The 24,444-nt window shown below is 59.0% G+C and carries 24 protein-coding genes and 10 pseudogenes; 16 read left to right on the top strand and 18 right to left on the bottom strand.

What is annotated here, in order from left to right:
• Window positions 1-20: 20 nt before the first annotated feature.
• The gene (locus LGH82_RS05470) at window positions 21-341 is read left to right on the top strand and encodes a DUF2478 domain-containing protein (protein ID WP_227347602.1); all 321 of its coding nucleotides are present in this window, start codon (window positions 21-23) and stop codon (window positions 339-341) included.
• Between the two features lie 313 nt (window positions 342-654).
• Entirely contained in the window at window positions 655-873 is a 219-nt protein-coding gene (locus LGH82_RS05465; protein WP_227347601.1) for a hypothetical protein, read from the top strand.
• 16 nt (window positions 874-889) lie between these two features.
• Here the strand turns inward: LGH82_RS05465 and LGH82_RS05460 are convergent, their stop codons facing one another.
• The 3 genes from LGH82_RS05460 to LGH82_RS05450 all read right to left on the bottom strand — a co-directional run bounded on the left by LGH82_RS05460 (window position 890) and on the right by LGH82_RS05450 (window position 2,831).
• The gene (locus tag LGH82_RS05460) at window positions 890-1,774 is read right to left on the bottom strand and encodes an IS1 family transposase (RefSeq protein ID WP_227347600.1); all 885 of its coding nucleotides are present in this window, start codon (window positions 1,772-1,774) and stop codon (window positions 890-892) included.
• A 389-nt stretch (window positions 1,775-2,163) separates the two neighbouring features.
• A complete protein-coding gene (locus LGH82_RS05455) occupies window positions 2,164-2,676 on the bottom strand; it encodes a Panacea domain-containing protein (RefSeq protein ID WP_227347599.1) in 513 nt (170 codons plus the stop codon).
• Window positions 2,676-2,831 carry a hypothetical protein gene (locus LGH82_RS05450; protein ID WP_227347598.1) on the bottom strand — a complete coding sequence of 52 codons (156 nt, stop codon included), beginning with the start codon at window positions 2,829-2,831 and terminating at the stop codon, window positions 2,676-2,678. The genes LGH82_RS05455 and LGH82_RS05450 overlap by 1 nt, the downstream gene beginning before the upstream one ends.
• A 206-nt stretch (window positions 2,832-3,037) precedes the next feature.
• Here LGH82_RS05450 and LGH82_RS33585 point away from each other — a divergent pair, with 206 nt between their 5' ends.
• Complete coding sequence (locus LGH82_RS33585; RefSeq protein WP_227349492.1) at window positions 3,038-3,337, top strand: DUF2478 domain-containing protein; 300 nt, start codon at window positions 3,038-3,040, stop codon at window positions 3,335-3,337.
• 54 nt (window positions 3,338-3,391) lie between these two features.
• Here the strand turns inward: LGH82_RS33585 and LGH82_RS05440 are convergent.
• Window positions 3,392-3,508, bottom strand: a pseudogene (locus LGH82_RS05440) (YitT family protein); the annotation flags it as partial.
• A gap of 68 nt (window positions 3,509-3,576) precedes the next feature.
• Between LGH82_RS05440 and LGH82_RS05435 the strand changes: the two are divergent.
• A pseudogene (locus tag LGH82_RS05435) lies at window positions 3,577-4,655 on the top strand (IS630 family transposase).
• On the opposite strand, the gene LGH82_RS05430 reads toward LGH82_RS05435, so the two are convergent.
• Entirely contained in the window at window positions 4,638-4,841 is a 204-nt protein-coding gene (locus LGH82_RS05430; protein ID WP_264484363.1) for a YitT family protein, read from the bottom strand. The pseudogene LGH82_RS05435 and the gene LGH82_RS05430 sit on opposite strands and share 18 nt — an antisense overlap.
• Window positions 4,842-4,880: 39 nt before the next feature.
• Between LGH82_RS05430 and LGH82_RS05425 the strand changes: the two genes are divergently transcribed.
• From LGH82_RS05425 to LGH82_RS05400, 6 genes and pseudogenes are all read left to right on the top strand, one after another.
• On the top strand, window positions 4,881-5,285 hold the full coding sequence (locus LGH82_RS05425) for a DUF2478 domain-containing protein (protein WP_227347596.1): 405 nt from the start codon (window positions 4,881-4,883) through the stop codon (window positions 5,283-5,285).
• 31 nt (window positions 5,286-5,316) lie between these two features.
• Window positions 5,317-5,502: a hypothetical protein gene (locus LGH82_RS05420; protein WP_227347595.1), complete on the top strand. Its 186-nt coding sequence runs from the start codon at window positions 5,317-5,319 to the stop codon at window positions 5,500-5,502.
• A 413-nt stretch (window positions 5,503-5,915) separates the two neighbouring features.
• Window positions 5,916-6,887 carry an ArdC family protein gene (locus LGH82_RS05415; RefSeq protein WP_227347594.1) on the top strand — a complete coding sequence of 324 codons (972 nt, stop codon included), beginning with the start codon at window positions 5,916-5,918 and terminating at the stop codon, window positions 6,885-6,887.
• Window positions 6,884-7,117 (top strand): annotated as a pseudogene (locus tag LGH82_RS05410) (DUF2958 domain-containing protein); the annotation flags it as partial. The gene LGH82_RS05415 and the pseudogene LGH82_RS05410, both read left to right, overlap by 4 nt.
• Window positions 7,118-7,162: 45 nt before the next feature.
• Window positions 7,163-8,323: pseudogene (locus LGH82_RS05405) on the top strand (IS3 family transposase).
• A 61-nt stretch (window positions 8,324-8,384) separates the two neighbouring features.
• The gene (locus LGH82_RS05400) at window positions 8,385-8,663 is read left to right on the top strand and encodes a helix-turn-helix domain-containing protein (RefSeq protein ID WP_227347593.1); all 279 of its coding nucleotides are present in this window, start codon (window positions 8,385-8,387) and stop codon (window positions 8,661-8,663) included.
• Between the two features lie 474 nt (window positions 8,664-9,137).
• Here LGH82_RS05400 and LGH82_RS05395 read toward each other — a convergent pair whose 3' ends face one another.
• Complete coding sequence (locus LGH82_RS05395; RefSeq protein ID WP_227347592.1) at window positions 9,138-9,785, bottom strand: helix-turn-helix domain-containing protein; 648 nt, start codon at window positions 9,783-9,785, stop codon at window positions 9,138-9,140.
• A gap of 714 nt (window positions 9,786-10,499) precedes the next feature.
• Between LGH82_RS05395 and LGH82_RS05390 the strand changes: the two are divergent.
• A pseudogene (locus tag LGH82_RS05390) lies at window positions 10,500-11,550 on the top strand (IS630 family transposase).
• A gap of 165 nt (window positions 11,551-11,715) precedes the next feature.
• Here LGH82_RS05390 and LGH82_RS05385 read toward each other — a convergent pair.
• The 3 genes and pseudogenes from LGH82_RS05385 to LGH82_RS05375 form a co-directional block, all read right to left on the bottom strand.
• Window positions 11,716-12,078 (bottom strand): annotated as a pseudogene (locus LGH82_RS05385) (transposase); the annotation flags it as partial.
• A 38-nt stretch (window positions 12,079-12,116) separates the two neighbouring features.
• Window positions 12,117-13,267, bottom strand: a protein-coding gene (locus tag LGH82_RS05380) for an IS3 family transposase (RefSeq protein WP_413771365.1) whose coding sequence is annotated in 2 segments (ribosomal slippage) — window positions 12,117-13,003 and window positions 13,003-13,267 — 1,152 coding nt in all. Because the reading frame shifts where the segments join, the coding sequence is not laid out codon by codon here.
• Between the two features lie 52 nt (window positions 13,268-13,319).
• Window positions 13,320-13,799: pseudogene (locus LGH82_RS05375) on the bottom strand (transposase); the annotation flags it as partial.
• Between the two features lie 575 nt (window positions 13,800-14,374).
• On the opposite strand from LGH82_RS05375, the gene LGH82_RS05370 reads away from it, so the two are divergent.
• Window positions 14,375-15,151, top strand: coding sequence for a Crp/Fnr family transcriptional regulator (locus LGH82_RS05370; protein WP_227347591.1), 777 nt, complete (start codon window positions 14,375-14,377; stop codon window positions 15,149-15,151).
• Between the two features lie 56 nt (window positions 15,152-15,207).
• Entirely contained in the window at window positions 15,208-15,762 is a 555-nt protein-coding gene (locus tag LGH82_RS05365) for a CDP-archaeol synthase (protein ID WP_227347590.1), read from the top strand.
• Here the strand turns inward: LGH82_RS05365 and LGH82_RS05360 are convergent.
• Both LGH82_RS05360 and LGH82_RS05355 read right to left on the bottom strand, forming a co-directional pair.
• Window positions 15,759-16,697 (bottom strand): metallophosphoesterase, encoded by a 939-nt coding sequence (locus LGH82_RS05360; protein ID WP_227347589.1) that lies wholly within the window; start codon window positions 16,695-16,697, stop codon window positions 15,759-15,761. The two genes, LGH82_RS05365 and LGH82_RS05360, sit on opposite strands and share 4 nt — an antisense overlap.
• A gap of 88 nt (window positions 16,698-16,785) precedes the next feature.
• Entirely contained in the window at window positions 16,786-17,184 is a 399-nt protein-coding gene (locus tag LGH82_RS05355; protein WP_227347588.1) for a c-type cytochrome, read from the bottom strand.
• A 155-nt stretch (window positions 17,185-17,339) separates the two neighbouring features.
• Between LGH82_RS05355 and LGH82_RS05350 the strand changes: the two genes are divergently transcribed.
• Complete coding sequence (locus LGH82_RS05350; protein WP_227347587.1) at window positions 17,340-18,176, top strand: universal stress protein; 837 nt, start codon at window positions 17,340-17,342, stop codon at window positions 18,174-18,176.
• A 160-nt stretch (window positions 18,177-18,336) separates the two neighbouring features.
• Here the strand turns inward: LGH82_RS05350 and LGH82_RS05345 are convergent.
• A pseudogene (locus tag LGH82_RS05345) lies at window positions 18,337-18,522 on the bottom strand (pyridoxamine 5'-phosphate oxidase family protein); the annotation flags it as partial.
• A gap of 85 nt (window positions 18,523-18,607) precedes the next feature.
• Here LGH82_RS05345 and LGH82_RS05340 point away from each other — a divergent pair.
• Window positions 18,608-19,959, top strand: a protein-coding gene (locus LGH82_RS05340) for an IS3 family transposase (RefSeq protein WP_227344189.1) whose coding sequence is annotated in 2 segments (ribosomal slippage) — window positions 18,608-18,944 and window positions 18,944-19,959 — 1,353 coding nt in all. Because the reading frame shifts where the segments join, the coding sequence is not laid out codon by codon here.
• A 73-nt stretch (window positions 19,960-20,032) separates the two neighbouring features.
• On the opposite strand, the pseudogene LGH82_RS05335 reads toward LGH82_RS05340, so the two are convergent.
• A pseudogene (locus LGH82_RS05335) lies at window positions 20,033-20,212 on the bottom strand (phosphoribosyltransferase); the annotation flags it as partial.
• Between the two features lie 3 nt (window positions 20,213-20,215).
• Window positions 20,216-20,545, bottom strand: a pseudogene (locus tag LGH82_RS05330) (DUF2267 domain-containing protein); the annotation flags it as partial.
• Window positions 20,546-20,606: 61 nt separating this feature from the next.
• Here LGH82_RS05330 and LGH82_RS05325 point away from each other — a divergent pair.
• Window positions 20,607-21,754 (top strand): IS3 family transposase gene (locus tag LGH82_RS05325; protein WP_227344222.1). Its coding sequence is split into 2 segments (ribosomal slippage): window positions 20,607-20,856 and window positions 20,856-21,754, totalling 1,149 coding nucleotides; the frame shifts between segments, so codons are not numbered across the junction.
• Here the strand turns inward: LGH82_RS05325 and LGH82_RS33245 are convergent.
• The 4 genes from LGH82_RS33245 to LGH82_RS05310 all read right to left on the bottom strand — a co-directional run bounded on the left by LGH82_RS33245 (window position 21,751) and on the right by LGH82_RS05310 (window position 24,363).
• Window positions 21,751-21,882 (bottom strand): hypothetical protein, encoded by a 132-nt coding sequence (locus LGH82_RS33245; protein ID WP_264484362.1) that lies wholly within the window; start codon window positions 21,880-21,882, stop codon window positions 21,751-21,753. The two genes, LGH82_RS05325 and LGH82_RS33245, sit on opposite strands and share 4 nt — an antisense overlap.
• Before the next feature lie 124 nt (window positions 21,883-22,006).
• Window positions 22,007-22,756, bottom strand: coding sequence for a hypothetical protein (locus LGH82_RS05320; RefSeq protein WP_227347586.1), 750 nt, complete (start codon window positions 22,754-22,756; stop codon window positions 22,007-22,009).
• 64 nt (window positions 22,757-22,820) lie between these two features.
• Entirely contained in the window at window positions 22,821-23,513 is a 693-nt protein-coding gene (locus LGH82_RS05315) for a Spy/CpxP family protein refolding chaperone (protein WP_227347585.1), read from the bottom strand.
• A gap of 310 nt (window positions 23,514-23,823) precedes the next feature.
• Entirely contained in the window at window positions 23,824-24,363 is a 540-nt protein-coding gene (locus LGH82_RS05310; RefSeq protein ID WP_227347584.1) for an Hsp20/alpha crystallin family protein, read from the bottom strand.
• Between the last annotated feature and the right edge of the window lie 81 nt (window positions 24,364-24,444).

Raw genomic sequence — 24,444 nt, 5'->3', positions numbered from 1 at the left:
CTACCGGAAGGAACTCTCGCATGCAGATCGGTAGACCTGGTTATCCAATCACCGCAATCGTTTATTCGGACGGTCCCCAGTTCGAAGCTTTCTTGCAGGAATTCACAACCGCCATGGCTGAACAAGGCTTGCAATTGGCCGGCCTTATCCAGCGCAGTGAGCCGAAACCAGGTCGCGTGAAATGCGATATGTATCTGCGCGACCTCGCAACGGGTGAGCTTCACGGGATTTCGGATGATCGAGGTCCTCACGCACGAGGGTGCGTTTTGAATGCCGATCGGCTGCTCCGCGCCTGCACGACTGCCGAAGTGCAGTTGTCAAGCCAAACCGATCTTCGGTAGTGCATCAGTTTGAAAATGGCGGGGTAAAGATTCTCGCGGGATAACGCACGTTATCCACTTCGGCGGACTCCACGCCGGTTGCCAATTCCTCTAAATTGTCGGGTGGGCCGATTCGGTCCAGAACTACTGAGGCCGGCAACGGGTCTACGAAACCCACGCCAGCCCCAGAATCAAAATGACCTGCAAATGTGATTGGACTCGCACGCAGGTCACTCGGAGAAAGGGGACGCTACGTCTCCCTCGTAACGCTTAGGATACTAGCGTTTCCCTTCTCCGTGAGCAAGTGCGAAGTCCGCATTTGACGGAGAAAGCAGTGATTATTGAGACCGTAATACCGATGCCGCGCAAGCGGAAATCCCCTCCCGTAACGCCAGAAATGGCAGCTAAAATCAAAGCCTTGATTGACGTTGGAGTATGCCAGCACGATATCGCTGCACACTTCCGCATCAACCAGGGTCGCATTAGCGAGATCAATACCGGAATGAAATTCCCCGGTATTGAGCCGGTGCAAATCGAAATGATTTTCGCCTGAGTCTATCGGCCCCGGCTCACAAGGCCGGGGTCTTTTTCTTGTAGGTCTTCGGACGCTTCGGGGCTTCCTCGCGCGCGTCGATAAGGCTGACAATCCATTCGACATCGCGAAGGGTTTCAGAGACGCCTGCGGCCATTGCCGGCGACATGCGGAGCGTCTTGTGAATGCGGCAAAAATTGTAGTGGCAAAAATAGAGCGACAGCATGTGAAGATGATTGTCGATCTTTTTCGAGAATGCATTCGTCAAGCGCGTGAAGCGGCGATTGCCCATGCGGATATTGAGGTTCATGCGCTCGACATATGACGTGCTGACGTGCGCCAGATCGGGCGAGCCTTCGATACGGTTCTTCTTGATCCCGGTGCAGTCGGCGGGGCTGTAACGGCCCTTGGCGCTTTCCGGCGAAGCCCCATAGATCTTGATGAGCTGCGCATAGTCCACATCGGCACCAAAGGCACCCTCAACCGCTTCCAGATAGGCCCTGTGGCCGTCTGTGGTCATCTGGACGCGATTGGCAACGCGCCCCGCAACGTCACCCATGAAGGCCAGCGCATAGTCGCTGTCGCGACCGCCGACAAGATACGAAATGATCATCTTGCTGTCGGCATCCAGCGCGGTCCATGTCCATGTATCGCCATAGGCGAGGTCTTGGCGCTTGGCCGTCTCGACGTTCTTCTGCTTGGCGTAGGTGAAACTCCAAATCTCGTCACACTGCACCCTTTTCGCCTTCACGTTGCGCACGGTTTCATCGTGATAGGCGGCGCAAGCCTCGCCCGCTTCGATCATCAGCTTTGAAATGGTGTTGAACGAAACATCAGCCACGCGAGCGATTGAGCGCATGGATGAGCCTTCAACCAGCATGGAGAGGATTTGGACGCGAGTGGCGAGAGGCAGCTTGTTCATGCCTCTAATATAGCTTGATAAATTCAGTTATCAAGCATTTTATTCAGTCTGATTTATGCCGCCGAGGAAACAAATAGGCTCCCACGATCGCCCAAAAACCTACAAGCGTTGCGGTGGTAGTTGTAATTAAAGCGATGAACTCAGAAGCTTCAAAGCCGACATGAAACAGTCGTGCCACGAATTGGAGGGAAGAGGCACAGATAATGAAGCAGACCCAATTCTTTGTTATTTTTCTAGTCTGAGAGAAATACGCCCGTTTTAGCTTGATGTCACTTCTGAGATCATGGTTCTTATATTTCTTGTGCTCGTTATCAAGAGAGAATGTCTCTATTGATTCGTCTTTCGATGACGGATTCCTAGGTATAGGAATCCGTTCTTCGCTTACATCTTCAGTTTGAGGCTTCCACGGCTCCACTAACCAACTCGCGCGCTAAACCTCTATAATGATCACGGATAACATCTACAGGTATTTCTGTGTGAAAAGGAACACTATACTGGTATTTTGCAACCGTAATTTGCCAAGGACTTCCCTCCTTGTGAGTCAAATCAGACAACTGGAAGCCAGACATGTGGCGGTATTTTCCCCAAACCCACCGCACAAGAGAGAGAACATCCTCGTCAGTGTTGTCTATGCGGTCCGGCTGGCGATTAAATATGGAGCGCTGCGGATGACAAACTGCGGCTGAACCATGCTCCCTTAGGAGGCGGTAGAGGGACGGGAACACCGGCCCATGCCGCCAGACCTCCGGTTGCTCGTTCAATACGGGCTCGTCATGAACAGAAAGCCACCACCCATAAGAAATATAGACAAGCTTCTGCAATTTCATGTGCTCGACGCCATATGGTTCGGCAAGCAAAATGAACTCATTTGCGAAGGCAAGTGGTGAATACGGAGCCGGCATCAACTCCACCTCGCGTTCGCCGCCTTGCGGGCGATCTCCGTCCGTTCCTCGCTCGTCATGGATTCCGCGCGCGCCTTCGCACCCGCCTTGCCCGACTTGGTGCGGTTCGACTTCTTGTTGTCTTCGATTTCGCCCGTCGCGATCTTCGCGATCATAACCGACATGCCGATGGAGTCGGCTGGGCGTCTTTCCCCGTTCGGTCCTTTTGGCATTTTCATCTCCGTTCGAATCAGGCCGAACGCCCCCAGCGAGATTGGAGAGGACGTTACCAAAACGGTTACAGAGCCGCAACGCCCATGCGCGCGGCTTGTTCCGATCATCGGCCCCAGATGTTACGATGGAGTTATGGCCGGGGTGAGACATATTCAAGGGCCGCCAATTTCAAACTGATGCACTACCCGATCTTCTGGTCCTCTGCAAATTCGGAAAGACCGAGGTCGAAGGAGGCGGTTTTAGATCGCTGATCGCCAGCGCGCTTGAGCTATCCGTTCCCGTCCTGATAGGTGTTCCCCTCATCAACTTATTGCCGTTTCGCGAATTCTCAGCGGGGCTCGCACGAGAAATGGACCTGTCCGAGATCGTATCCAATCCGCTTGCGGCAGCGGAACGTCTGCTGTCGCATTGGTCGCCGATGAGCGAAACGAAGACTGAGGTTGCATGAATTACGCGTCAGCGAGTTCCCAATGCCTACCGCCGCTTTCGTCCGACGGCAATGCTGGAGAAAGATAGCCAGGATATTGATGCCACCGAGACCGGTACGGTGGCGAAATGGAATTAAAAGCCCCGTCCCGCACAGGCCACCGCCTAACACCGCTGCATAGGTGGGGTCTAGTGGTTTCCGTTTAACATAAGAGTCCGGTTTGGGATTCCCTTTCGGGAGTTTGCATGCGAGTTTGGCGCATGCGCACAGGAATATCTCTGACCGTTTCGCCGATTGATCGCCAGCGCCTGAGCGCGCTGATCAGGGATCGCAATGCGCCGCAGAAGCATGTTTGGCGCGCCGAGATCATTCTGTTGAGCGTCGACGGTGTGGGCACCGTCGAGATCATGCGGCAAACCGGCAAATCCAAGACCTGCGTATGGCGTTGGCAGGAGCGCTTCGCCACGGAAGGCTTCGAAGGGCTGTTGCGCGACAAGACGCGGCCCTCGCGCATTCCGGCTCTCGGGCCTGAAATAGCCGAGCGTGTGGTGGCGCTGACGTTGCAGGACCCGCCTGGCGAGACGACGCACTGGACCGCCGACATGATGGCGGCCGCAGCCAGCATCAGCCCGAGTGCGGTGCGTCGCATCTGGAAGGCGCACGGGCTGCAGCCCAACCGCTGGCGTCAGTTCAAGCTCTCCACCGATCCGCAGTTCGTCGACAAACTGCGCGACGTCGTCGGCCTCTATGTTGATCCGCCTGCTCACGCCATCGTGCTGTCGGTCGACGAGAAGAGCCAGATCCAGGCGCTCGATCGTACCCAACCCGGTCTGCCCATGAAGAAGGGTAGGCTCGGCACCATGACCCACGACCACAAGCGCAATGGCACGACCACACTGTTTGCTGCTCTCAACGTGCTCGACGGCACCGTTATTGGCAAGAACATGCAGCGCCATCGCCATCAGGAATTCATCCGCTTTCTCAACGCCATCGACGCCGAGGTGCCGACCGGCAAAGCCGTCCACGTCGTCCTCGACAACTACGCCGCTCACAAGCATCCCAAGGTGCGTGCCTGGCTCGGCCGTCATCAGCGCTTCACCTTCCACTTCACGCCAACCTCATGCTCGTGGCTCAACGCGGTCGAGGGCTTCTTCGCAAAACTGTCGAAGCGTCGCCTCAAACGAGGCGTCTTCCACTCCGTCGTCGACCTCCAGGCGGCAATCAACCGCTTCCTCCAAGAACACAACCAGCAACCCAAACCCTTCTCTTGGACCGCCGACCCCGACAAAATCATCGCCGCCGTCAAACGGGGCACCAAGTGTTAGAATCCATCCACTAGCAGCGAAAAGTCGACCCAGCGTGCCGACAGTCGCGACAGCAGAGAAACGAGGCTGACGGCGAGAAACGTCCTGACTGTGAAACGCCAGCCCATCCGTTTCATCGCCAGATAGTAGAAGGGCAGGTTGATAAGAGAAAATGCCACCCAGAACTGCACGCCGGTGGCGTATTGCAGTAGAAGGGCCATTCCGGCCATTCGGCCGACCAGCGATCTATTGCTCAGAGCTTGCGAAGCGGCCAAGGCCGGGTTGTCCACCCAAACCGATTTGCTGGTTCTCTGCAATTTGGGAAGACCAAGGCCGAAGGCGGCGGCTTTAGATCGCTGATCGCCAAGGCACTTGAGCTGTCCGTTCCCGTCCTGATTGGAGTTCCCCAGATCAATCTATCGCCGTTCCGCGAATTCTCGGCTGGGCTCGCACAAGAGATCGAATTGTCCCAGCTCGTATCCGATCCGCTTGCCGCGGCCGAGCCCCTGCGATCTTCCAACTGGCCACGCTGCGAGACGGTGGCGGTGGTCGAACGAATTCGCGTCTGGCATAATTTCGCACCCGGTGGCACGTCGACGGACTCCTTGGAAGAAGGTGTTTTGATCCCTTCGACGGTTCTAGGCTGCAGACCCAAATTTGCCTAAGTGATGTCTCGGCGCTGGGGGGCTGCGCTCCATGTCTCAATTGACTCCTGTTCTCGAAGTCGCCGTCTGCAAGGACTTTGACATTGCCCGCCGTGCCCGGTGGGTGAAGCCCGAGCTTGTCGCCGAAGTCGCCTGTGCCGAAGTGACCCCGGATGGCGGCTTGCGACATCCAAGCTTTGAGGGCATGCGCGAAGACAAGCGAGCTGGCCAGGTGTGATGGAAATGCCGAAGACGCCGGCAACTCTTGGCTCCGCCAATCTCGATCCGGGAACCGGCAAGGAGATCGCCGCTGCTGGGAGGAGTTGCGCACCTGCGAAAGCGCCAACGGTTCGATGTTTTCGCCGCCGCCGCGCGGACTCAGCCGCCCGAAGCCTGGGAGAGCTATTTCGACGTCGAACAAACGCTTACCGAGCGCATCCGCCACGCAGTCCGGTAGCAGTAACCATACTAGTCTAGATGGTCAGCGACATTTGCCGATTTGGCGCGGATCGCCTTTGCTCCAAATTCGAGGGCGTCCCCCTTCTGCGGAAGGCTCCCGCAACGCCGTCTAGAGTGAGAGTACAGAGCGGTTTGCCGTGACGGGTTGAGAGCGGGAGGAGAGACCTCCGGCGCCCGTCGCGGAGAACCGCGATGTCCAGACATTACGCTCGCGCCGGCGCCGACCGGGCAAGCCTCTATGACGATATCACCAACAAGATCATCGCCGAGCTGGAAGCCGGCCGCTTTCCCTGGGTGCAGCCCTGGGGCACGACGGCGACGAAAGCTCCCCTCACGATGCCGGCCAATGCCGCCACCGGCCGCGCCTATTCGGGGATCAACGTGCTGATCCTGTGGGGTGCGGTCGTCGAGCATGGCTTTCCCGTCCAAGGCTGGCTGACTTTCCGCCAGGCGCTATCGCTGGGCGGCCATGTCCGCAAGGGCGAACACGGGACCACCGTCGTCTATGCCGACCGCTTCATCCCTGACGACGAGAAGAATCGCGCGCGGGAAACCGGCGAAGCGGCACATGCCATACCGTTCCTGAAGCGCTTCATCGTGTTTAACGTGGCGCAATGTGAAAATCTGCCCGACGATCTGGCCGCGGCTCCGCCTGCACCGGACCCCGGACTGATCGCGCCTGCGGTCGACGCGCTGATCAAGGCGACAGGTATCGATTTCCGCATCGGTGGCAGCAGTGCCTATTATGTGCCGGCGCAGGACTACGTGCGGGTGCCGCCCCCGCAGGCCTATTTCGAGACCATCGACTGGCACCGCACCGCCCTGCACGAGCTTGGCCATGCGACCGGCCATGCCTCACGCGTCGGCCGTGACCTCGGGGGCGCCTTCGGCACCAAGAAATACGCTTTCGAGGAGCTCGTCGCCGAGATGAACGCAGCCTTCTGCTGCGCTTCGCTTGGCATCGTGCCGACCGTGCGCCACGCCGACTACCTGGCCTCCTGGCTCGAGGTCCTGCGCGAAGACAACCGCGCCATCGTTCGTGCCGCCTCCCAGGCCAGCAAGGCGGCCGACTGGCTGCTCGCCTTCCTGCCGCAATCTGGCAGCGGAGCCAAGGCAGGTTCCGTCGAAGTCGATGAGACCGTCATCGATAGGAGGGCGGCATGATCCTCCTCACCGACGAACTGCGCGAGCGCCTGCTCGCCAATGGCCGCGAGCGCAACGCCGATCACGCACCGCTCGTGAAGTTCTTCAATCCACTCGGCGAAGGAACCTGGCTCGCGACCGAACTGGATGCCGATGGTGACGCCATGTTCGGTCTCGCCGATCTCGGCTATCCCGAGTTGGGCAGTTTCTCACTCCTCGATCTGACGTCGGTCCGGCTGCCCTTTGGACTTGCCCCGAAAAAGTGGAGAGTTTCCTTCTGATGAAAGGCGACCTCGATGACGAAACAGAGACAGTTTACGGATGCGTTCAAGGCGGAGGCGGTTGGCCTTGTGCGAACGAGCGGTCGGACGAAGCGGCAGATCGCGGAGGATCTTGGTGTTGGTTTCTCGACGCTGACGCGATGGATGGGTCGGCAGCTGGATCGTGAGATGGGCGATCCTGGGCGTCCGCCTGATGCTGATGTCGCCGCTGAATTGAAACGGCTGCGGCGGGAGAATGAAATCCTTCGGCAGGAGCGGGATATCTTGAAACGGGCGACGGCTTTTTTCGTCAAGGAGGGAAGTCGGTGAGGTTCGCGCTCATCGACCAGGCGAAGAAGGATTTCCCTGTGGACCGTTTGTGCGCGACGCTGGGTGTCAGCCCGAGCGGCTACTTTGCCTGGGGGCGCGCCGGCCGGCGTGCCGCCGGCAGCGCGACGACATGATAATGCTGGCGCATGTGCGATCGTCGTTCGCGCTGTCGAACGGAACCTATGGTAGCCCGCGCATGACGCGGGAACTGCAAGACAATGGCTTTGCCATTGGCCGGCGACGAACGGCGCGTCTGATGCGGGAGAATGGCCTCCAGGCAAGACAGAAGCGGCGGTTCAAGCGCACGACGGACAGCGAACACGCCTTTCCGCCTTTCCGGTTGCCCCCAATGTCATCGACCAGGATTTTGCCGCCACTGGTCCCAACCAGAAATGGGGTGCCGACATCTCCTACATCTGGACGCGGGAGGGCTGGTTGTACCTTGCTGTCGTCATCGATCTGTTTGCCCGCAAGGTCGTTGGCTGGGCTGCTGGCAACCGGCTACACCGCAGCCTGGCTCTGGCAGCGCTCAACAAGGCGTTCGTCATGCGGCAGCCGGAACCCGGCCTCATTCACCACTCCGACCGCGGCAGCCAATATTGTTCTATCGACTACCAAGCCGAATTGCGTGCCGCCGGCGTCATCATCTCAATGTCAGGCAAGGGCAATTGCTTTGATAACGCCATGGTCGAAACATTCTTCAAGACGCTGAAAACTGAACTGATCTGGCGCACCTCTTTCCTTACCCGCGCCGATGCCCAAGCCGCCATTGCCCGATATATCGACGGCTTCTACAATCCCATCCGGCGGCATTCCGCGCTCGACTACATCAGCCCGATGCAGTTCGAGCGAAACGCCGCCGAATGAGCAACCCGCTCTCCACTTTACCGAAGCAAGTCCAAACACCGCCGAAGTGAGCAGCGGCAACGTGTTTGCGGACCTCGGCTTTGACAATCCCGAAGAGGAATTGCTCAAGGCCAAGCTGGCCCGCGAGATCCGCGCCATTATCAAGCGCCGGCGTCTGACCCAGGCGAAGTCGGCCGAACTGCTCGGAATGAAACAGCCCGACGTCTCCGCGATCGCCACCGGGCGTACGGGTAAGTTTTCAATAGACAGGCTGGTTCGCTGTCTGGATCGGCTCGACTACAAGGTCGACGTGGTGGTTCGCCACAAGCCTCGACGGTCAACTCGTGCTGAGGCCGCTTGATCAGACGGCTTTGCCGACGAGCTCACATTTGACGGCGGGCGCCGCCCTTGCCTGAAGATCATCAGCCTTGATTACAGGTCGGCACCGCCAATCTCCTGTATTTGCACGCTACGCCACTACGCCTCGATAAAGGTGTTGAAACCACTCAAGATGCGGCTCTCTTAATCATCCCCGTCCAGGGGTCGCCCATGTCCCCCGGATCGAAACGGGGACAGGATGGCGGCTTCCCATCACAATTCAGAAGGTCTGGCGCGCGGCGCACGTATGTTGCGCACAGCGCTCGGACCTGCGATCGCGCGCTATGGGTGGTAATTGCAGTATTCGCGGTCATATGCGGACCTCTGATTCTGGTTGCTCCGAAGCGGCCGAACGAAGCAACGCTCGAAGGCTGAAAGGTTGCGGCCGTTGCAGAGGCAGTGGCGAGGAGCATTGGCTTCTTTGGGCTTTCCGTGCCACCAGTGGGCGATGCCTTGGTCATTCGCTCATGCAGTGGAGCGCGTCGTGCTTGACGATTTCGATGCTGCGCAGGTTGAGCAGGCGGATGACGCCCTTGTCCTTCAGCCGGGTGAAGACCCGCGACACGGTCTCGATGGTGAGGCCGAGATAGTCGCCGATGTCCATGCGCGACATCGGCAGTTCGACCTGCCGCAAGCCGCCCTGGCGCTCTGCCATGTCGACCAGGAATGCAGCCACGCGTTCGATGGCGTTCTGACGACCGAGGACCAGAAGGTGTTCCTGAGCTTTGGTTAACCCTTTGAGCGCCAGGTGCAGTAACTGATGGGACATGTCTGCTCCAGAAGTGAAACGGAAGGCGCGAACACCGGTGGCATTGATCGCTTCGGCGAAGAAGTGATGGGTCGTGCCAGCTTCGAAGCCGAATGTTTCTCCGGCCAGGTGGAAGGCGCTGATCTGCCGGCGGCCGTCGGCAAGCAGGCGGTAGATGCGCACGGCGCCGAATTCGACCTGGTAGAAAGCACCGGCCTTCTCGCCTTGAGCATAAATCTCCGAACCGGCGGGAAAGAAGCTCACCGGCTGTATCGGTGCGGGATCGAATACCGCTGGCAGGACAGACTGAGTGGACTGTGATGGCAGTGCAACTCTGGAGGTCGTGTAGGCGTGCATGGCTGTTTTTCCCGGTTGATCCGTGACACAGCAATCGCGCGAATCCCTGACTGGCGAAATTCGGTTATGTCCCTAAGGGGAATTCCTTAGAACGACACCGAGGCGGCACTGGGAAGGCTGTTGATGGCTGGCGCCCCCTGTTGTCGTCGCGCGAGGTTGGGTATCTCCGGCCGTAGGCGCCGGCCCATGCCCCTACGTGTTACAAACCATCATCGATGATGAGTTTTGACGGGGATCAACGACACATTCGACTTCAACCGGTATCCTTTGTCCAAAAGAATGGAGAGGGCCATGTTCCACGAAGTAAACCGCTTTTACCCATCAAGGCAGACGAAAATAAACCTGAAATGGCACCTCTCGAATGAGCCGCCCACAATCCGCATTTCGGACCAAGGACTTGCTTGGCATCTGAGACATGCCGTGCATTGTGGTTGCAGGTCATTGCCCGATGACGTCTGCAAAGAGTTGGAGAACCGCAAGATCTTTGCCGTTGTGCAGTCCCCGCACCCGGATTAAGAAATTCTGCGGATTTTGTAACACCCGAACGTCGAAGCGCGAATAGCAACCCGCCGGCAAAATGCTCGATAAGCCTCTATAGATGGCACTGCAGTTTCAACGGCGCAATGATGTGAAGATGCGAGCGAACTGGAACTCCCCGGTCGCCCGAGCTAGTACCGACTTTCCTTATTAGCTGATTCGTGATTCAGCAGATGGATGATACCCAAGGCAGCGGAAGTCCGGCTGACGCCGGAGGATCGATCGGTGCTCGAGGCTCGCGTTCGCGCGCCGACGACGGAACAGCGCGATGTGTTTCGCGCGCGAATAGTGCTGTTGGCGGACGAAGGGCGCTCGACGCGCTCGATCGCCAGGGCGGTGGACATGATGCCGCGGACGGTGAGCCTGTGGCGAGGCCGCTATGCTCGGGCGGGCTTGGCCGAGAAGCCGCGTCCTGGACCTGCGCCGAAGTATGACGCCGGCACGGGCAAGCGCATCCTGGCGGTTTTGGAGCGCCCGCCGCCGGCTGGGTTCGCCCGTTGGACGGGTCCGTTGATCGCGGCAGAACTGGGCGATGTGCATGAACAGCAGGTCTGGCGTTTCCTGCGGGCGCAGCGGATCGACCTGGCGCCGCGTAAATCCTGGTGCGAGAGCAAGGACCCTGAGTTCGTGGCCAAGGCGGCCGATATTGTCGGGCTGTACATGGCTCCGCCGCACAATGCAGTGGTCATCTGCGTCGATGAAAAGCCTTCGATCCAGGCGCTGGAGCGGGCGCAGGGCTATTTGAAGCTGCCCAATGGCCGGGCGCTGACCGGCCAGAGCCACGACTATAAGCGGCACGGCACGACGACCTTGTTCGCCGCATTCGACGTGGCGACCGGCAAGGTCAGGAGCGCCCATCAGCAGCAGCGCCGCCGCGTCGAGTTCCTCGACTTCATGGACGACATTGTCGCCGCCTATCCAGATGAGGAACTCCACGTCATCCTCGACAACCACCCACAAGAAGAACGAGGCCTGGCTCGAACGCCATCCCAATGTGCGCTTCCACTTCACGCCGACCAGCGCCTCCTGGCTCAACCAGGTCGAGATCTGGTTCTCGATCTTGCAGGGCAAGTCCCTTGCCGGCGCTTCCTTCACATCGATCAAGCAACTGCGGCGACATATCGACGACTTCATCCAGGCCTACAATGCCGACTCAAAACCGTTCAATTGGACCAAGGCAGAAGTCCATCAACGCCGCGTCAAGGGTCGCCGTATCAGCGAACTGTGATTCCGGGTACTAGCCCGTCTTATTCATGACGCATCTGGGTTTGTTTTCCGCTGAGCGTCGGACAGGTGGCTGCTCGGCGTCTTTTTCACCGCGGCTGTGTCTGGACTTGTGAACGCGCTGGAGGGTGGAAGTTGTGTGGTTCGGCGGGGCCTGCTGCCCCGGCGGTCATGGTCCTTCCGGTAGCAGATTGCTGGCGATCGCCCGGAACAGACTTGCCTCGGGACAGGCGGCGGCGAAGGCCAGGCGGATGCGAGAGACGGTTTCGATGACGCGGGCGCCGAGCTTGAGCAGCCTGAGCCGCAGCGTAGCGAACTCGGCGTTGCGCAGATGATGGGTCGTGGGCACCGCCTCGCGCAGGGTGAGCATCAACCAGTATGCGGCGGTGTGCAGGACGAGACGGACCTGGTTGGCAATCGGTGAGCGGCAGGAGGTGCGGTCGGAGGCGAGCTGGCTCTTGTGCATCTTGATCAGGTTTTCGGCCTGGCCGCGGGCGCAGTAGATCACGTCGTAGATGTGCTCGGCGGAGCCTTTGTGGACTTGCTTCGGTAAAGTGGAGAGCGGGTTGCTCATTCGGCGGCGTTTCGCTCGAACTGCATCGGGCTGATGTAGTCGAGCGCGGAATGCCGCCGGATGGGATTGTAGAAGCCGTCGATATATCGGGCAATGGCGGCTTGGGCATCGGCGCGGGTAAGGAAAGAGGTGCGCCAGATCAGTTCAGTTTTCAGCGTCTTGAAGAATGTTTCGACCATGGCGTTATCAAAGCAATTGCCCTTGCCTGACATTGAGATGATGACGCCGGCGGCACGCAATTCGGCTTGGTAGTCGATAGAACAATATTGGCTGCCGCGGTCGGAGTGGTGAATGAGGCCGGGTTCCGGCTGCCGCATGACGAACGCCTTGTTGAGCGCTGCCAGAGCCAGGCTGCGGTGTAGCCGGTTGCCAGCAGCCCAGCCAACGACCTTGCGGGCAAACAGATCGATGACGACAGCAAGGTACAACCAGCCCTCCCGCGTCCAGATGTAGGAGATGTCGGCACCCCATTTCTGGTTGGGACCAGTGGCGGCAAAATCCTGGTCGATGACATTGGGGGCAACCGGAAAGGCGTGTTCGCTGTCCGTCGTGCGCTTGAACCGCCGCTTCTGTCTTGCCTGGAGGCCATTCTCCCGCATCAGACGCGCCGTTCGTCGCCGGCCAATGGCAAAGCCATTGTCTTGCAGTTCCCGCGTCATGCGCGGGCTACCATAGGTTCCGTTCGACAGCGCGAACGACGATCGCACATGCGCCAGCATTATCATGTCGTCGCGCTGCCGGCGGCACGCCGGCCGGCGCCCCCAGGCAAAGTAGCCGCTCGGGCTGACACCCAGCGTCGCGCACAAACGGTCCACAGGGAAATCCTTCTTCGCCTGGTCGATGAGCGCGAACCTCACCGACTTCCCTCCTTGACGAAAAAAGCCGTCGCCCGTTTCAAGATATCCCGCTCCTGCCGAAGGATTTCATTCTCCCGCCGCAGCCGTTTCAATTCAGCGGCGACATCAGCATCAGGCGGACGCCCAGGATCGCCCATCTCACGATCCAGCTGCCGACCCATCCATCGCGTCAGCGTCGAGAAACCAACACCAAGATCCTCCGCGATCTGCCGCTTCGTCCGACCGCTCGTTCGCACAAGGCCAACCGCCTCCGCCTTGAACGCATCCGTAAACTGTCTCTGTTTCGTCATCGAGGTCGCCTTTCATCAGAAGGAAACTCTCCACTTTTTCGGGGCAAGTCCAATCCAGCGTATCGTCGATGTCGAGCGTGACGCTTTTCGGCGGCGCGGCATAGCTCGACAACCACAGATCGACCAGCACCCAGCTAAGCCTGATGACGGTGCGCAGGTCGGGCAGGTTCTCCAGCCGCGAGCAGGTCGGCTGCGAGCACAGATCAATCCCGCTGTCGGGCAGCCGCCCGCAGGCGAGCTTGAATGCCGGGTCGGTACGCAGTCGGTCGAGATCATTGGCGTCCTCGTAGCCGCACGCGATCGCAAAGATGCGGGCGCGCAGAATGTCGGCCATGGCGTGCGTCACCCGCTCTGGATCGCGCGGATCGGGGATCGCGGCGGCCAGCCTGTCGGCCAGTTGCAGGCGTCGCTCGGCCGCGGCCAAAAGCATGACGCCACCATCCGAGGTGATGCGTCCGCCGTCAAACGCAGCTGTGATCTTCTTGCGTCCAACGGCTGGAAAAGAGAGCGGCAGCAACGTATCGTCGGTCATGGCGGGTGTGGCTCGCGAGATGCGGTGGAAGGGTTGGCCTAAGCAACCGAATCCTACGCCAAATCAACCGCTTAAGCTACATCCGCCAGCCTCAAAGGCCCATCGTCGTGCATAAGACGGGCTAGCTCCTTCGCCTAAAGGGCAGACGCACAAAGAAACTGCTGCCGGGGAAGCCGCTAGCGGCCACAGTTCTTACTTGCAAGCGAGCTCAGAACGGCATGCCGCTGTTCCGGGCTCAATTCACGAGAAAACATCTCGCTGGCGAGCGACGTTGGCATGGGCCACATAGCCATCCACGGCCTGGCCTCGCAAGGGTGCGCCTATGCGTGAATCTTGCTGATATACGCAAATGTTGCTGAGCAAAAATTAGTCTGCGGCAAAGCCGAATAGGACTGCGTGACGAGGTCTGGCCTGAAGCATAACGGTTTCAATTTGATTCAGGACAAAGACGACAGAGGGAATTGGGGCGATTTTTGCCGCCAGGCTGACCTTCAGATTTCATTCAGACCTGAGCCTTTTCCGGCAACTTTATTTGAAGCGGCCTCCATCGACACAACCGTGAGTTGGAGAATGCTATGGAGCCCTTGCCTTTTATTCGAGCCCTAACGCCCTGTGACGCGTGTGCCGTTCGCAAAAACTCGCTTTGCGGAAGGGTCAGCGCCGACTTACAGAAGGAGCTCGCCAGAATTTCCCATCCCCGGACATATCGTATCGGTGAAACCGTGCTTGCCGAAATGGAGGCCACATCCTTTGTGGGCATCGTCGCGTCCGGCGTGTTGCGCATGCAGAAGACCCTTGAAGACGGGCGTCAGCAGCTGGTCGGCCTGCTGTTTCGTTCAGACTTCTTCGGCCGCGTCTTCGCGGGCCTTTCCGACTACGCCATTGAGGCGGCGTCCGATGTCACTCTATGTTGTTACGAGCGTCGCGCCTTTGAGAGATTGACGGAGCGTTTTCCGCAGCTCGAGCATCAATTGATGCTGAGCACGCTGGACGAACTGGACGCAGCGCGCAATTGGATGCTTCTGCTTGGCTGTCAGACGATCCCGGAACGAATTGCCAATTTCCTCTTGATGCTTTGCCGTCGAAGCGGTGCAGATGAATGGACGGCCGGCGCAAATCTTTCGATCCATGTACCCATCGGTCGCCGTGACATGGCCAGCTATCTTGGGACAACCGGGGAGACCATCAGTCGCGTCATTCACGAGATGAGCCGCAAGGGCATCATCAAAATCCGCAATGCGCAGGATTTCGATATTCTCAACAAGAGACAGCTGGTCAGGATGTCGGGTCGCGACGACCTCTCGATCCCGCCGCCAGTAGCATTCCGACCAACCCGCGCGTCTTCTTTTTGAGAACTGGTGCTGAAGGCAAGGCTCGGAGGAAGGCAGCCCGATCTGACTAACTTTTTGTGCAAGGCGCGCGTCTTCCTGCACCGCTGGCGCCTCTCAGCTTTGTGAGAGATATCATGCCGCAGTTTCATTTCTGGTCTATTGCCCAGTGCCTCGTCGTGCTGACCCTCGCGAATGGCGTGCCCGTCATCGCCAGGAAAATGCTCGGCGATTGGCTGGCTTGGCCGATCGATGGCGGTCGGCTCTTCTGGGACGGGCAGCCGCTCTTGGGTAAGTCAAAGACGCTGCGTGGGTTTGTGCTGGCAATCCTCGCTGCTGCGATCGGCGCTCCCGTTGTCGGGCTCGAGATTGAAACTGGCGTGCTCATCGGCATCAGCGCCATGGTCGGCGACATGCTGTCGAGCTTCATCAAACGCCGCCTGCGATTGGCTTCGAGTGCCGAGGCGCCAGGTCTCGATCAAGTGCCGGAATCCCTGTTGCCTTTCCTGGTGGTCAGCAGCCATGTGGGCTTTGCCGTTTGGGATATTCTGATCGGTGTCTGCGCGTTTTGGATCGGCGAACTTCTGGTCTCCCGGCTTCTCTACACGCTTCGCATCAGAGACAGACCGTACTAACCCTTGCGGGCAAGCTGGTGGAGTGTAATCTCGGGAAGACAGTTCAGCCGGACGGCGACGACACTCGAACCCGCGCCGACCGAGGTGTAACCGATCATGCCGCGATACTTCCAGGAGCCGGCGCCCAACGCCCGCGGAAGCTTCGAATCCAAGGTGATCGGGATCCCTCCCGGCAGACAGATCTGGCCACCGTGTGTATGCCCCGCAAGCAACAGATCGAATCCAGCGTGCGCTGCCTGGCGATAGATCTCCGGAGTGTGGGAAAGCAGGATCGAGAACGCCTCGGTCGGCACATCGTCGGCCGCCTTCTCGATGTTGTCGACCCTGAAGAAATGCGCGTCGTCTATTCCCGCCAGATAGATGCGCTCGCCGCTCCGCTTGATCATCTCGAGCTCGTTCATCAGCATGCGAATGCCCATGTCCTCCAGAGCTGGAACCATTCGAACCGTGTCGTGGTTGCCTAGCACGCCATATAGTGGCCCCTTCAGGGAGGCGCGCAGGCGGGCGACGCCCTCCAAGGCTGCCTCGAAAGGGCCGAACGTCTTGGCGCGGAAGTCGCCGGTCAGCACGCAGATGTCGTAGTCGAGATCGGTGACAAGCTCGATGACTCGATCCATCGCTTGACGGCTCATGTCGACGTGAAGATCGCTGAGGTGCAGGATCCGGAAGTCTTCAAATCCGCGTGGCAGTCTCGCCGATACGATATTGTTCGTCCGGTATTGGACATTGGCGGCATTGCGGCATCCGCGCCCATAGAGGCCGGTGAGCCGCAGTCCGTTGCGGATCACTGCATGGATCGAATACCAGTTCTCCAGGTGAAAGAAATTCAGGCCCTGGCCGAAGATTTGTGCTTCGTGGTCTTCTTCAATGCCCAGACGCTGCCTCGCATGGATTCGGCCAAGGCGCTTGTCCAACCTGAGGCTGATGTCAGTCATCGCCGTCCTGAACCACATTGGCTGGCCCGGAAGTGTCTCGATCCGTCGCAGAGCAAGTTATTTTGGTGACCGTCGCTGACAGCTGAATCTAATGCTGCAGCGTCTCGATGTAACCTGCCAGATTGTGGATGCGTTCCGTGGTCACCACCTCGCCGCCACTGGGGCCGTAGTTTTTTGCGTCATCCTCAAGAAACAGGCGGCCCCAGACAGGCATCTCGCGATTGCCATGGCTTGGTACGGCGTAGCGACCGTCGATAGTCGCGAAGACCCTGGAATAGGGAAACGTCCCGCCATTGCGTTCGGAAAGCTGCGTCAGGTCGGCCGGACGCCTGATCAGCAGGTCGCGCAAGGGTCCGTCGCCCGTGCCGTCGACACCGTGACAGACGGCGCAGGAGTTCAGGTATTCTGCGTGGCCGTAACTCATTTCCTGGGCTGCGGCCGTATTTAAGGTCAAGCCGGCGCATGCCGCCATCATCAAGAGTTTCATATGCGCTCCAATCAGCTAATGGCGGAAGCCTAAGCCATCCTGCGGACCAGTATGTTGATTGGGGTCAATCCCTGCTCTGACTCAGCGCAATGTCGTTGCGTTCCGCCTCGCTATTGTTTTTCGCGAACGTTTACTCAAACGCGGGAGCGGCTGCCATGTCATTTAAGACAATACTCACAGTCACAGGGCCAGGCATGAGCGACGGCGATCTCAAGCTCGCCGCCGGCCTTTGCGAGGAGGCCAGCGCACACCTTGCCGTTCTCGTCGTGGTGCTCGCTGCACCGCCGCCGGTCGGAGAGTATGCCGCAATTATTTCCGAAGACTGGCTGAAGGAGCGGCAGGCAGAGGAAAAGCTCTTGACGAAGACAACGGCGGCGGTGACGGCTTTGCTCGCGGGCCGGGGGCTTTCGGCGGACATCGACAGCGAATATCCCGAAGCCGGCTGGGCGGACGAAACAATCGGTCGCCGTGCCCGTTATGCCGATATCACCATTCTCGGGCCGGAACTGCTGGCAGGCGAAACGCTGAAAAACAAGGCGATCGAAGGCGTGCTGTTCTCCTCCGGCAAGCCGCTGCTGCTCGTTCCCCAAGGTTCGCGGCCGACGCTGAAGCCGAAACGGGTGCTGGTCGCCTGGGATTCGCAGCTTGAGGCATCGCGCGCTGTGCGGGAATCAATCGAACTGCTTGCCGCAGCCGATGCCGTGCATCTTGCCATTGTGGACCCCGTCGAGGGCGAAGCCCATCACGGCGCGGAAACGGGAGCCGATGTTGCAACCTATCTTGCCCGACACGGGGTAAAGGTCACGGTCGACCGGCTGCCGAGTGCTAACCATTCCGTTGCCGAGGTTCTTCGCCAGCATGCCGTCGACATTGCTGCTGACCTGATGGTGATGGGCGCCTACGGTCATTCGCGGTTGCGTGAGCGCATCTTCGGCGGCGTCACCAGATCGATGCTTGAGGATCAGTCGCTGCCGATCTTGATGGCGCGATGAAGCACAAAGGATTCCAAAAGGCCTGCATTCAGACCGGGCGGAGATTGCAAGATCAGAAGCCGAGTCGTCTCGTGCCGACACAAAGACCTTGGCGGTAACAGGGAGCTGGCGTGCCACGACAGCAGTTCTGGCTAGGTCGTACCCTGGTAAGGAGGCCGCGTCAGCTATTGTGTTCTTCCACCTCACGACCTGACACGTGCTCGATCGAAATCCGAAAGAACACATGCGATGAGTGGTCCGCAAGCGCAGGTGTTACCGGCTTAAGGGCTCCAGGTTCCCACCAGTCGACATGTTTGCTCAAGATCGACCAGGCATGCTGCCGCTCGGGCATGTGGTCGATCCGGTCTGTTCCCCGTCAGCACCTGTGTCCCAGATTTGAGGTTGTGAATTAAGGAGGGTTTTGATCTCGTCGTCACGACGAAGGAACCAAGATGAGCCCTAAATCCTCAAGTGCCAAGAAGCCTGCCGAGCAGGTGGTAAAGGACATTCGCCGGGCGACCCGGCGGCATTTTTCAGCGGAAGACAAGATCCGGATCGTGCTGGACGGGCTGCGCGGCGAAGACAGCATCGCCGAGCTGTGCCGCAAGGAAGGGATCGCGCAGAGCCTGTATTACACCTGGTCCAAGGAGTTCATGGAGGCCGGCAAGCGCCGATTGGCGGGTGATACCGCTCGTGCTGCCACCAGCGACGAGGTCAAGGATTTGCGCCGGGAGGCCGGCGCGCTGAAGGAATGCGTCGCTGATCTGACACTGGAAAACCGTCTGCTCAAAAAAAGCATGATCGCGGATGGGGACGAGCAAGAATGAGATATCCCGCATCCGAAAAGCTCGAGATCATCAGGATCGTCGAGCAGTCACACCTGCCAACCCGCAAAACGCTGGACCGACTGGGCATCCCGCGCCGGACCTTCTATCGCTGGTATGACCGTTATGTCGAGGGCGGGCCTGAGGCGCTGCAGGATCGGCCCTCGGCGCCGAGCCGGGTGTGGAACCGCATCCCGCCTGCCATCCATGACCAGATCATCGAACTGGCGCTGGAGCAGTCCGAGCTCTCCCCGCGCGAACTGGCAGTACGGTTCACCGACGAGACGCGCTACTTCGTGTCAGAAGCCAGCGTTTACCGGCTCCTCAAGGCCTACGATCTGATCACCAGCCCGGCCTATGTGGTGATCAAGGCGGCGAACGAGTTCCACACCAAGACGACGCGACCCAACGAGATGTGGCAGACGGACTTCACCTACTTCAAGATCATCGGCTGGGGCTGGATGTACCTGTCGACCGTGCTCGACGATTACTCCCGCTACATCATCGCCTGGAAACTGTGCAGCACCATGCGGGCCGAGGACGTCACCGACACGCTGGACATGGCACTTACTGCCTCAGGGTGCGACCAGGCCCATGTGCACCACAAGCCTCGGCTGCTCAGCGATAATGGCCCCAGCTACATCGCCGGCGAACTGGCGGACTATATCCAGGACCAACGCATGAGCCATGTCCGGGGCGCTCCAATGCATCCCCAGACCCAAGGCAAGATCGAGCGCTGGCACCAGACCCTCAAAAACCGAATCCTCTTGGAGAACTACTTTCTGCCCGGCGACCTTGAGGCCCAGATCGCAGCCTTCGTCGAACATTACAACCATCGACGCTACCACGAGAGCCTGGCCAACGTAACGCCAGCCGACGCCTACTTCGGCAGGGCCGCAGCCATTATCAAACAGCGAGAAAGGATCAAACGCCAAACCATCCAACATCGGCGCTTGCAGCACCGCAAGATCGCCGCTTAACATCAACCCCAAGATGAGGCCGACACTCCGCTAATCTGCGATCCAATCTGAGCCAAATGATCTGACGACGGACACCCGGCGCGCCAACCTTGCGAACGATAATCAGATCAAGTGGAGCCTCGAGGGCCTTGGCCACCTCGGCGGCGACAGGAACACCGCCTCGCGGCAAGGCGAGAACGATCGGTTGGTATAAACCGAGTTTCTCCACCTCGACGCCAAGCTTTTTCCCGGCCTCCCGTCGGTCGCGGAACATCGGTCACGCCGCCGGCCAGAGCTGACGGAGCGATTTCTTCATCGAGTTCCGAACCTGGACGATCTCCCCATGCGATATGTGGCGATCGAGCACTCTAAAAACCGCTTTGATCGCCTGGTCGATATCGACGTCGGGCTCATATCCAAAGCTGTTTCGAACGCAAATCACGAAGTCGCTCTTTTTCCTTTCCCACATCGGCGTGTCCGGTTTCCAGCCTTCGAAATAGATGCTCCTGATGAGCGTGGGCAGTTGAGCTGAAAGGTCGGCCATCTCCTCTGGACTTAGCCAGTCTCGCAACGTGTGCAGGACGGATTTCAGGAGCCGGTAGTGTTTTGGCCTGCTGCCGGTTTCGTGGACACCGAGATAAGGTGTTTAACGGAACTGGAGAGTGGGAATGCAGAGAAGGAAGTTCAGCCGCGAGTTCAAGCTTGAGGCGGTGAGATTGGTGAAGGATCGGGGCGTTGCGGTGGCGCAGGCGGCCCGTGATTTGGATCTCCATGAGAATGTGCTGCGCAAGTGGGTCCGCGAGACGAGCGCTGACCCGCAGCATGCCTTTCCCGGCCATGGTCAAATGAAGCCTGAGCAGCAGGAGATTGACCGGCTGCGTCGGGAAGTTACTAAGCTGAAGGCGGAGCGCGACATCCTAAAAAAGGCCGCAGCCTACTTCGCGAGGGATGCGATATGAGGTTCGCCTTTATCGCGAAGCACCGTTCGATCTGGCCGGTGGCATGGCTGTGCAATGCGCTGGATGTGTCGCGCTCAGGCTTCCATGCCTGGCTCAACCGCAGCCCCAGCGCCCGGTCCCAGCACGACGAGATGCTCGTTCCCAGGATCGACCGGAGCTTCAAGAGCAGCGACCGCACCTATGGCGCCCGTCGCGTCTGGCACGACGTCTTGGCTGAGGGAGTCTCCTGCGGTCTTCATCGCGTCGAGAGGCTCATGCGGGAGAACGGCTTGCGTGCCCGGCCTCGGCGCCGCGGGCTACCGAAGGACACTGGCGAGCGAGCCGCCGTGTCGGACAATCTCCTTGATCGCGCCTTCGAAGCTGCTGCTCCGAACCAGAAGTGGATTGCCGACTTCACCTACATCTGGACCGCCGAAGGATGGCTCTATGTTGCGGCGGTCGTCGACCTGTTCTCCAGGCGTGTCGTCGGCTGGGCGATGAAGGCCGAGATGACGGCCCAACTCGTCACCGACGCCCTAATCATGGCGATCTGGCGCCGAGGCAAGCCAGACAGCCTGCTCCATCATTCGGACCAGGGGTCGCAATATACGAGCGAGCAGTTCCAGCGCCTGATGGCCGATCACGGCATTACCTGCTCGATGAGCCGGTCCGGCAACGTCTGGGACAATGCTGCGATGGAGAGCTTCTTCTCGTCGCTCAAAACCGAGCGGACAGCCCGCAAGGTCTACAGGACGAGGGATCACGCCAAGGCAGATGTGTTCGATTACATCGAATGCTTCTATAACCCTCGGCGAAGGCACTCGACGCTGGGCTATCTCAGCCCCAACGAGTTCGAGGAGCAAGCTATGCTAGCTTAACCGGGTGTCCGAAAAACCGGCAGCAGGCCATTTTGTTCGTTCCAGCCCAGATCCTGAGTCAGCTCGTTCACCCATTGCTGGGCCTGCTCGGCAGCGTGAGTGAATCCCTTAGCTGAATTGTGAGTCATGCGATCGCTCCTTCAACCTCTAGTCATCATTCTAGTGTGCGGGACGATGTTCGCATTGAGCCGGATCAAATAATCCTGGCGTGATCATGCCGGGCGAGCGATGGGCGATCGTGGACGAGACGTGCTACGAGAAGTCTCTCGAAAATCGAATAGTTTCGTCTTGAATGGTAGGAACATGTTCCTGTGGTGTGCCCATGTCCTCCCCTGACGTGGGTGAGCGATGGGGTTGTCCTCCCTGATCCATCGTGATGCTGAGCCCGCTGCCCCCTCCGGCAGCGGGCTTTCCTTTCGTCGATGCATCTGATCGTGCCCGGTTGGACTCAATGGCAAGGTGATTGAGACAGTCTGTGAAATTGCTAGTCACAGATTCCTGTGGAGCAGACGCAATTTTGTAGGTTAGCATTTCAGCGTCTGATCCTGAGCGAGCAAAACGCAATTCATAAGTTCCGGAAAGAACTGCATTAATGAAAGACCTGGCGAGGTCAGGGCCTTGTGTCGTCGCCATGACTGTACCGTCGTCATAGACTTCGTAGTCCAGATGGCCGAGCGAGTTGAATGTGCGGGAACCGAATGCAACGTCTGAAACCCGCGCTATTTGATATTTGTTGGTTGTCGTGATGTCGGCCGCGGCCATCAGAAAGCCGGCCAGCACCGTCCCGTCGAATTTGTTGTAACCGGCAATCGTGATGAACTTGACGACCTCCCGTGATGGCGGGTTGCTGACATCCAGGATGATCTCGCAAACCTTGGCATCTTCGCTCTCGTCAGTCCAATTGCTGTAGATGACCCCCGTCGGAAAGATCGTCGAGCCGGCGGCCGCCTCATCGATGCCGAGCAGAGCTAGCGCGGTCAGCAGGCGAAACGCGATGAACATGCGTTCAATTCCTCCGCAACATCCGGCTCGGTCAGCGCACTACACGTTCAGATCGCTATGAAGGCTATCTGAACATCATTCCAGGACCGAAGCCGCCCGAGCGTCCCATGCCCATGCCCATCATCGGCAGGACAATCTCGTCCGCGGCCTGCTTCTGCTCATCGCTCAGCTTTGCGTACAGTTTTTCGACTGCTGCCCTGACGGTCTTTACCTGTTCCAGGCGCGCTTCGAGATGGGTTTGCTGGTAGGCCAGTCGCTCGGGCAGGGGCTTCTTCAGAAACTCACCATCCTGGAATTCCTTGAGCATGCCCTGCATCAACGCGTTGTGCGATTCGGCTGTGCCACGGATGACGCCGGCCAGCTCATCCCAGGAGGGCGTCTGCTCGCCGGTGATCTTCAGTTCCGTCTTGAGGAAAGCGAGGCGTCCGTCGATCCGATCAAGCATCTCGTCTGAGTCATAGCCACCCATCGGGCCGCCCATCCCCCATTGGCCCATCATCATTCGGCCCATTCCCCAACGGGGCCACCAACCGGAATCGTTGTCTTCAGCCCCAGCCACAACAGGTATCACGACAACGCCCAGCATCAGGCCCGCTGCGAAGATACTGCGCAAATTGAACATCGAGTTACTCCATTCAAACGGGTCACATCGTGTTTTTGCAAAGAGCACATGGTCGCGGTAGCGGTCTTGATCTGCGTCAAGATAATTCGGACGGGAAAGGAAACGCAGTGTAAGATACACTGTGGACAGCTTCATCGCGCACGCCAATATCACCCATTTCCAGGACCTCCTCGCATGCGAGACTGATCCGGAACGGCGAGGCGTAATCGAAGGCTTGTTGGCCTTGGAGCAGGAAAAACTCAAAATCGCCGATCGCGAGGCACGCAAGCGGTCCCGCGGACCTGGCCTCCCCAGCAGTGTTGTCGACCCATCGCGTTGATTTGGCAGCGCGGCAAAGGCACCAGACGGTGTTTATAAGTAGCGAATCTGCACTGCAAAATCACGGCACGTAAAGAGCCTCAGCGCGCCGAACCGGCGCGCTGAGGACGATCGTCAGTCACGGCTGTTACGCGGCCTTGACCGTGATCTTCTTCTCGGCCTTCTGGGCTTCGGCGGTCTTGGGTAGCTTGACCGTGAGCACGCCCTTGGCGAAGCTTGCATCGATCTTGTCGGCATCGACGCCTTCAGGCAGATGGAACGAACGCTGGAAGGAGCCGTAGCGGCGCTCGGACAGGTAATAGTCCTTGTCCTTCTGCTCCTTTTCTTCCTGCTTCTCGCCCTTGATCGTCAGCATGTGGTTGGCGAGTTTGATCTCGACATTCTTTTCGTCGATGCCGGGCAGTTCAGCCGTGATCTCATACTCCTTGTCCTTCTCGACCAGATCCATGGCCGGCGCGACCGGCCAGTCCGCGTTGCGCAGCGACGGCAGTTCACGACCGAACAGGGAGCGTGTCGAGGGCAAGCGAAAGTCGAACGGATGGAAATCGTCGAACAGGCGGTCGACTTCGCGGCGCAGGCTTTCAAACGGTGCGGTCCAGTTGCCGGCTGGCGCCGGCGCGGTGCTTTTCTCTGTCTTGACGGGCAGTTTGGTGGCAACTTCAGCCATGGCTTTATCCTCGGAAGTGGGTTGATCGACAGGTTCCGCCGCCTCCACCCTTCCACCTTAGGTCGCCCAAGAGGCGCTAGA

Source organism: Mesorhizobium sp. PAMC28654, from assembly GCF_020616515.1.
Classification (GTDB): Bacteria; Pseudomonadota; Alphaproteobacteria; order Rhizobiales; family Rhizobiaceae; genus Mesorhizobium.
The sequence above is the reverse complement of the archived record's forward strand: the minus strand, read 5'-3'. Positions and strand labels throughout refer to the sequence as shown.

Excerpts from the sequence above, each read along its gene's own strand:
- LGH82_RS05450 (WP_227347598.1), bottom strand. The coding sequence starts at position 2,831 with ATGATCGCGAAGATCGCGACGGGCGAAATCGAAGACAACAAGAAGTCG.
- LGH82_RS05460 (WP_227347600.1), bottom strand. The coding sequence starts at position 1,774 with ATGAACAAGCTGCCTCTCGCCACTCGCGTCCAAATCCTCTCCATGCTG.
- LGH82_RS05395 (WP_227347592.1), bottom strand. The coding sequence starts at position 9,785 with ATGCACGCCTACACGACCTCCAGAGTTGCACTGCCATCACAGTCCACT.
- LGH82_RS05350 (WP_227347587.1), top strand. The coding sequence starts at position 17,340 with ATGTCATTTAAGACAATACTCACAGTCACAGGGCCAGGCATGAGCGAC.
- LGH82_RS05455 (WP_227347599.1), bottom strand. The coding sequence starts at position 2,676 with ATGCCGGCTCCGTATTCACCACTTGCCTTCGCAAATGAGTTCATTTTG.
- LGH82_RS05415 (WP_227347594.1), top strand. The coding sequence starts at position 5,916 with ATGTCCAGACATTACGCTCGCGCCGGCGCCGACCGGGCAAGCCTCTAT.
- LGH82_RS33245 (WP_264484362.1), bottom strand. The coding sequence starts at position 21,882 with ATGACTCACAATTCAGCTAAGGGATTCACTCACGCTGCCGAGCAGGCC.
- LGH82_RS05370 (WP_227347591.1), top strand. The coding sequence starts at position 14,375 with ATGGAGCCCTTGCCTTTTATTCGAGCCCTAACGCCCTGTGACGCGTGT.
- LGH82_RS05470 (WP_227347602.1), top strand. The coding sequence starts at position 21 with ATGCAGATCGGTAGACCTGGTTATCCAATCACCGCAATCGTTTATTCG.
- LGH82_RS05310 (WP_227347584.1), bottom strand. The coding sequence starts at position 24,363 with ATGGCTGAAGTTGCCACCAAACTGCCCGTCAAGACAGAGAAAAGCACC.
- LGH82_RS05360 (WP_227347589.1), bottom strand. The coding sequence starts at position 16,697 with ATGACTGACATCAGCCTCAGGTTGGACAAGCGCCTTGGCCGAATCCAT.
- LGH82_RS05430 (WP_264484363.1), bottom strand. The coding sequence starts at position 4,841 with ATGGCCCTTCTACTGCAATACGCCACCGGCGTGCAGTTCTGGGTGGCA.
- LGH82_RS05420 (WP_227347595.1), top strand. The coding sequence starts at position 5,317 with ATGTCTCAATTGACTCCTGTTCTCGAAGTCGCCGTCTGCAAGGACTTT.
- LGH82_RS05355 (WP_227347588.1), bottom strand. The coding sequence starts at position 17,184 with ATGAAACTCTTGATGATGGCGGCATGCGCCGGCTTGACCTTAAATACG.
- LGH82_RS05315 (WP_227347585.1), bottom strand. The coding sequence starts at position 23,513 with ATGAAGCTGTCCACAGTGTATCTTACACTGCGTTTCCTTTCCCGTCCG.
- LGH82_RS05320 (WP_227347586.1), bottom strand. The coding sequence starts at position 22,756 with ATGTTCATCGCGTTTCGCCTGCTGACCGCGCTAGCTCTGCTCGGCATC.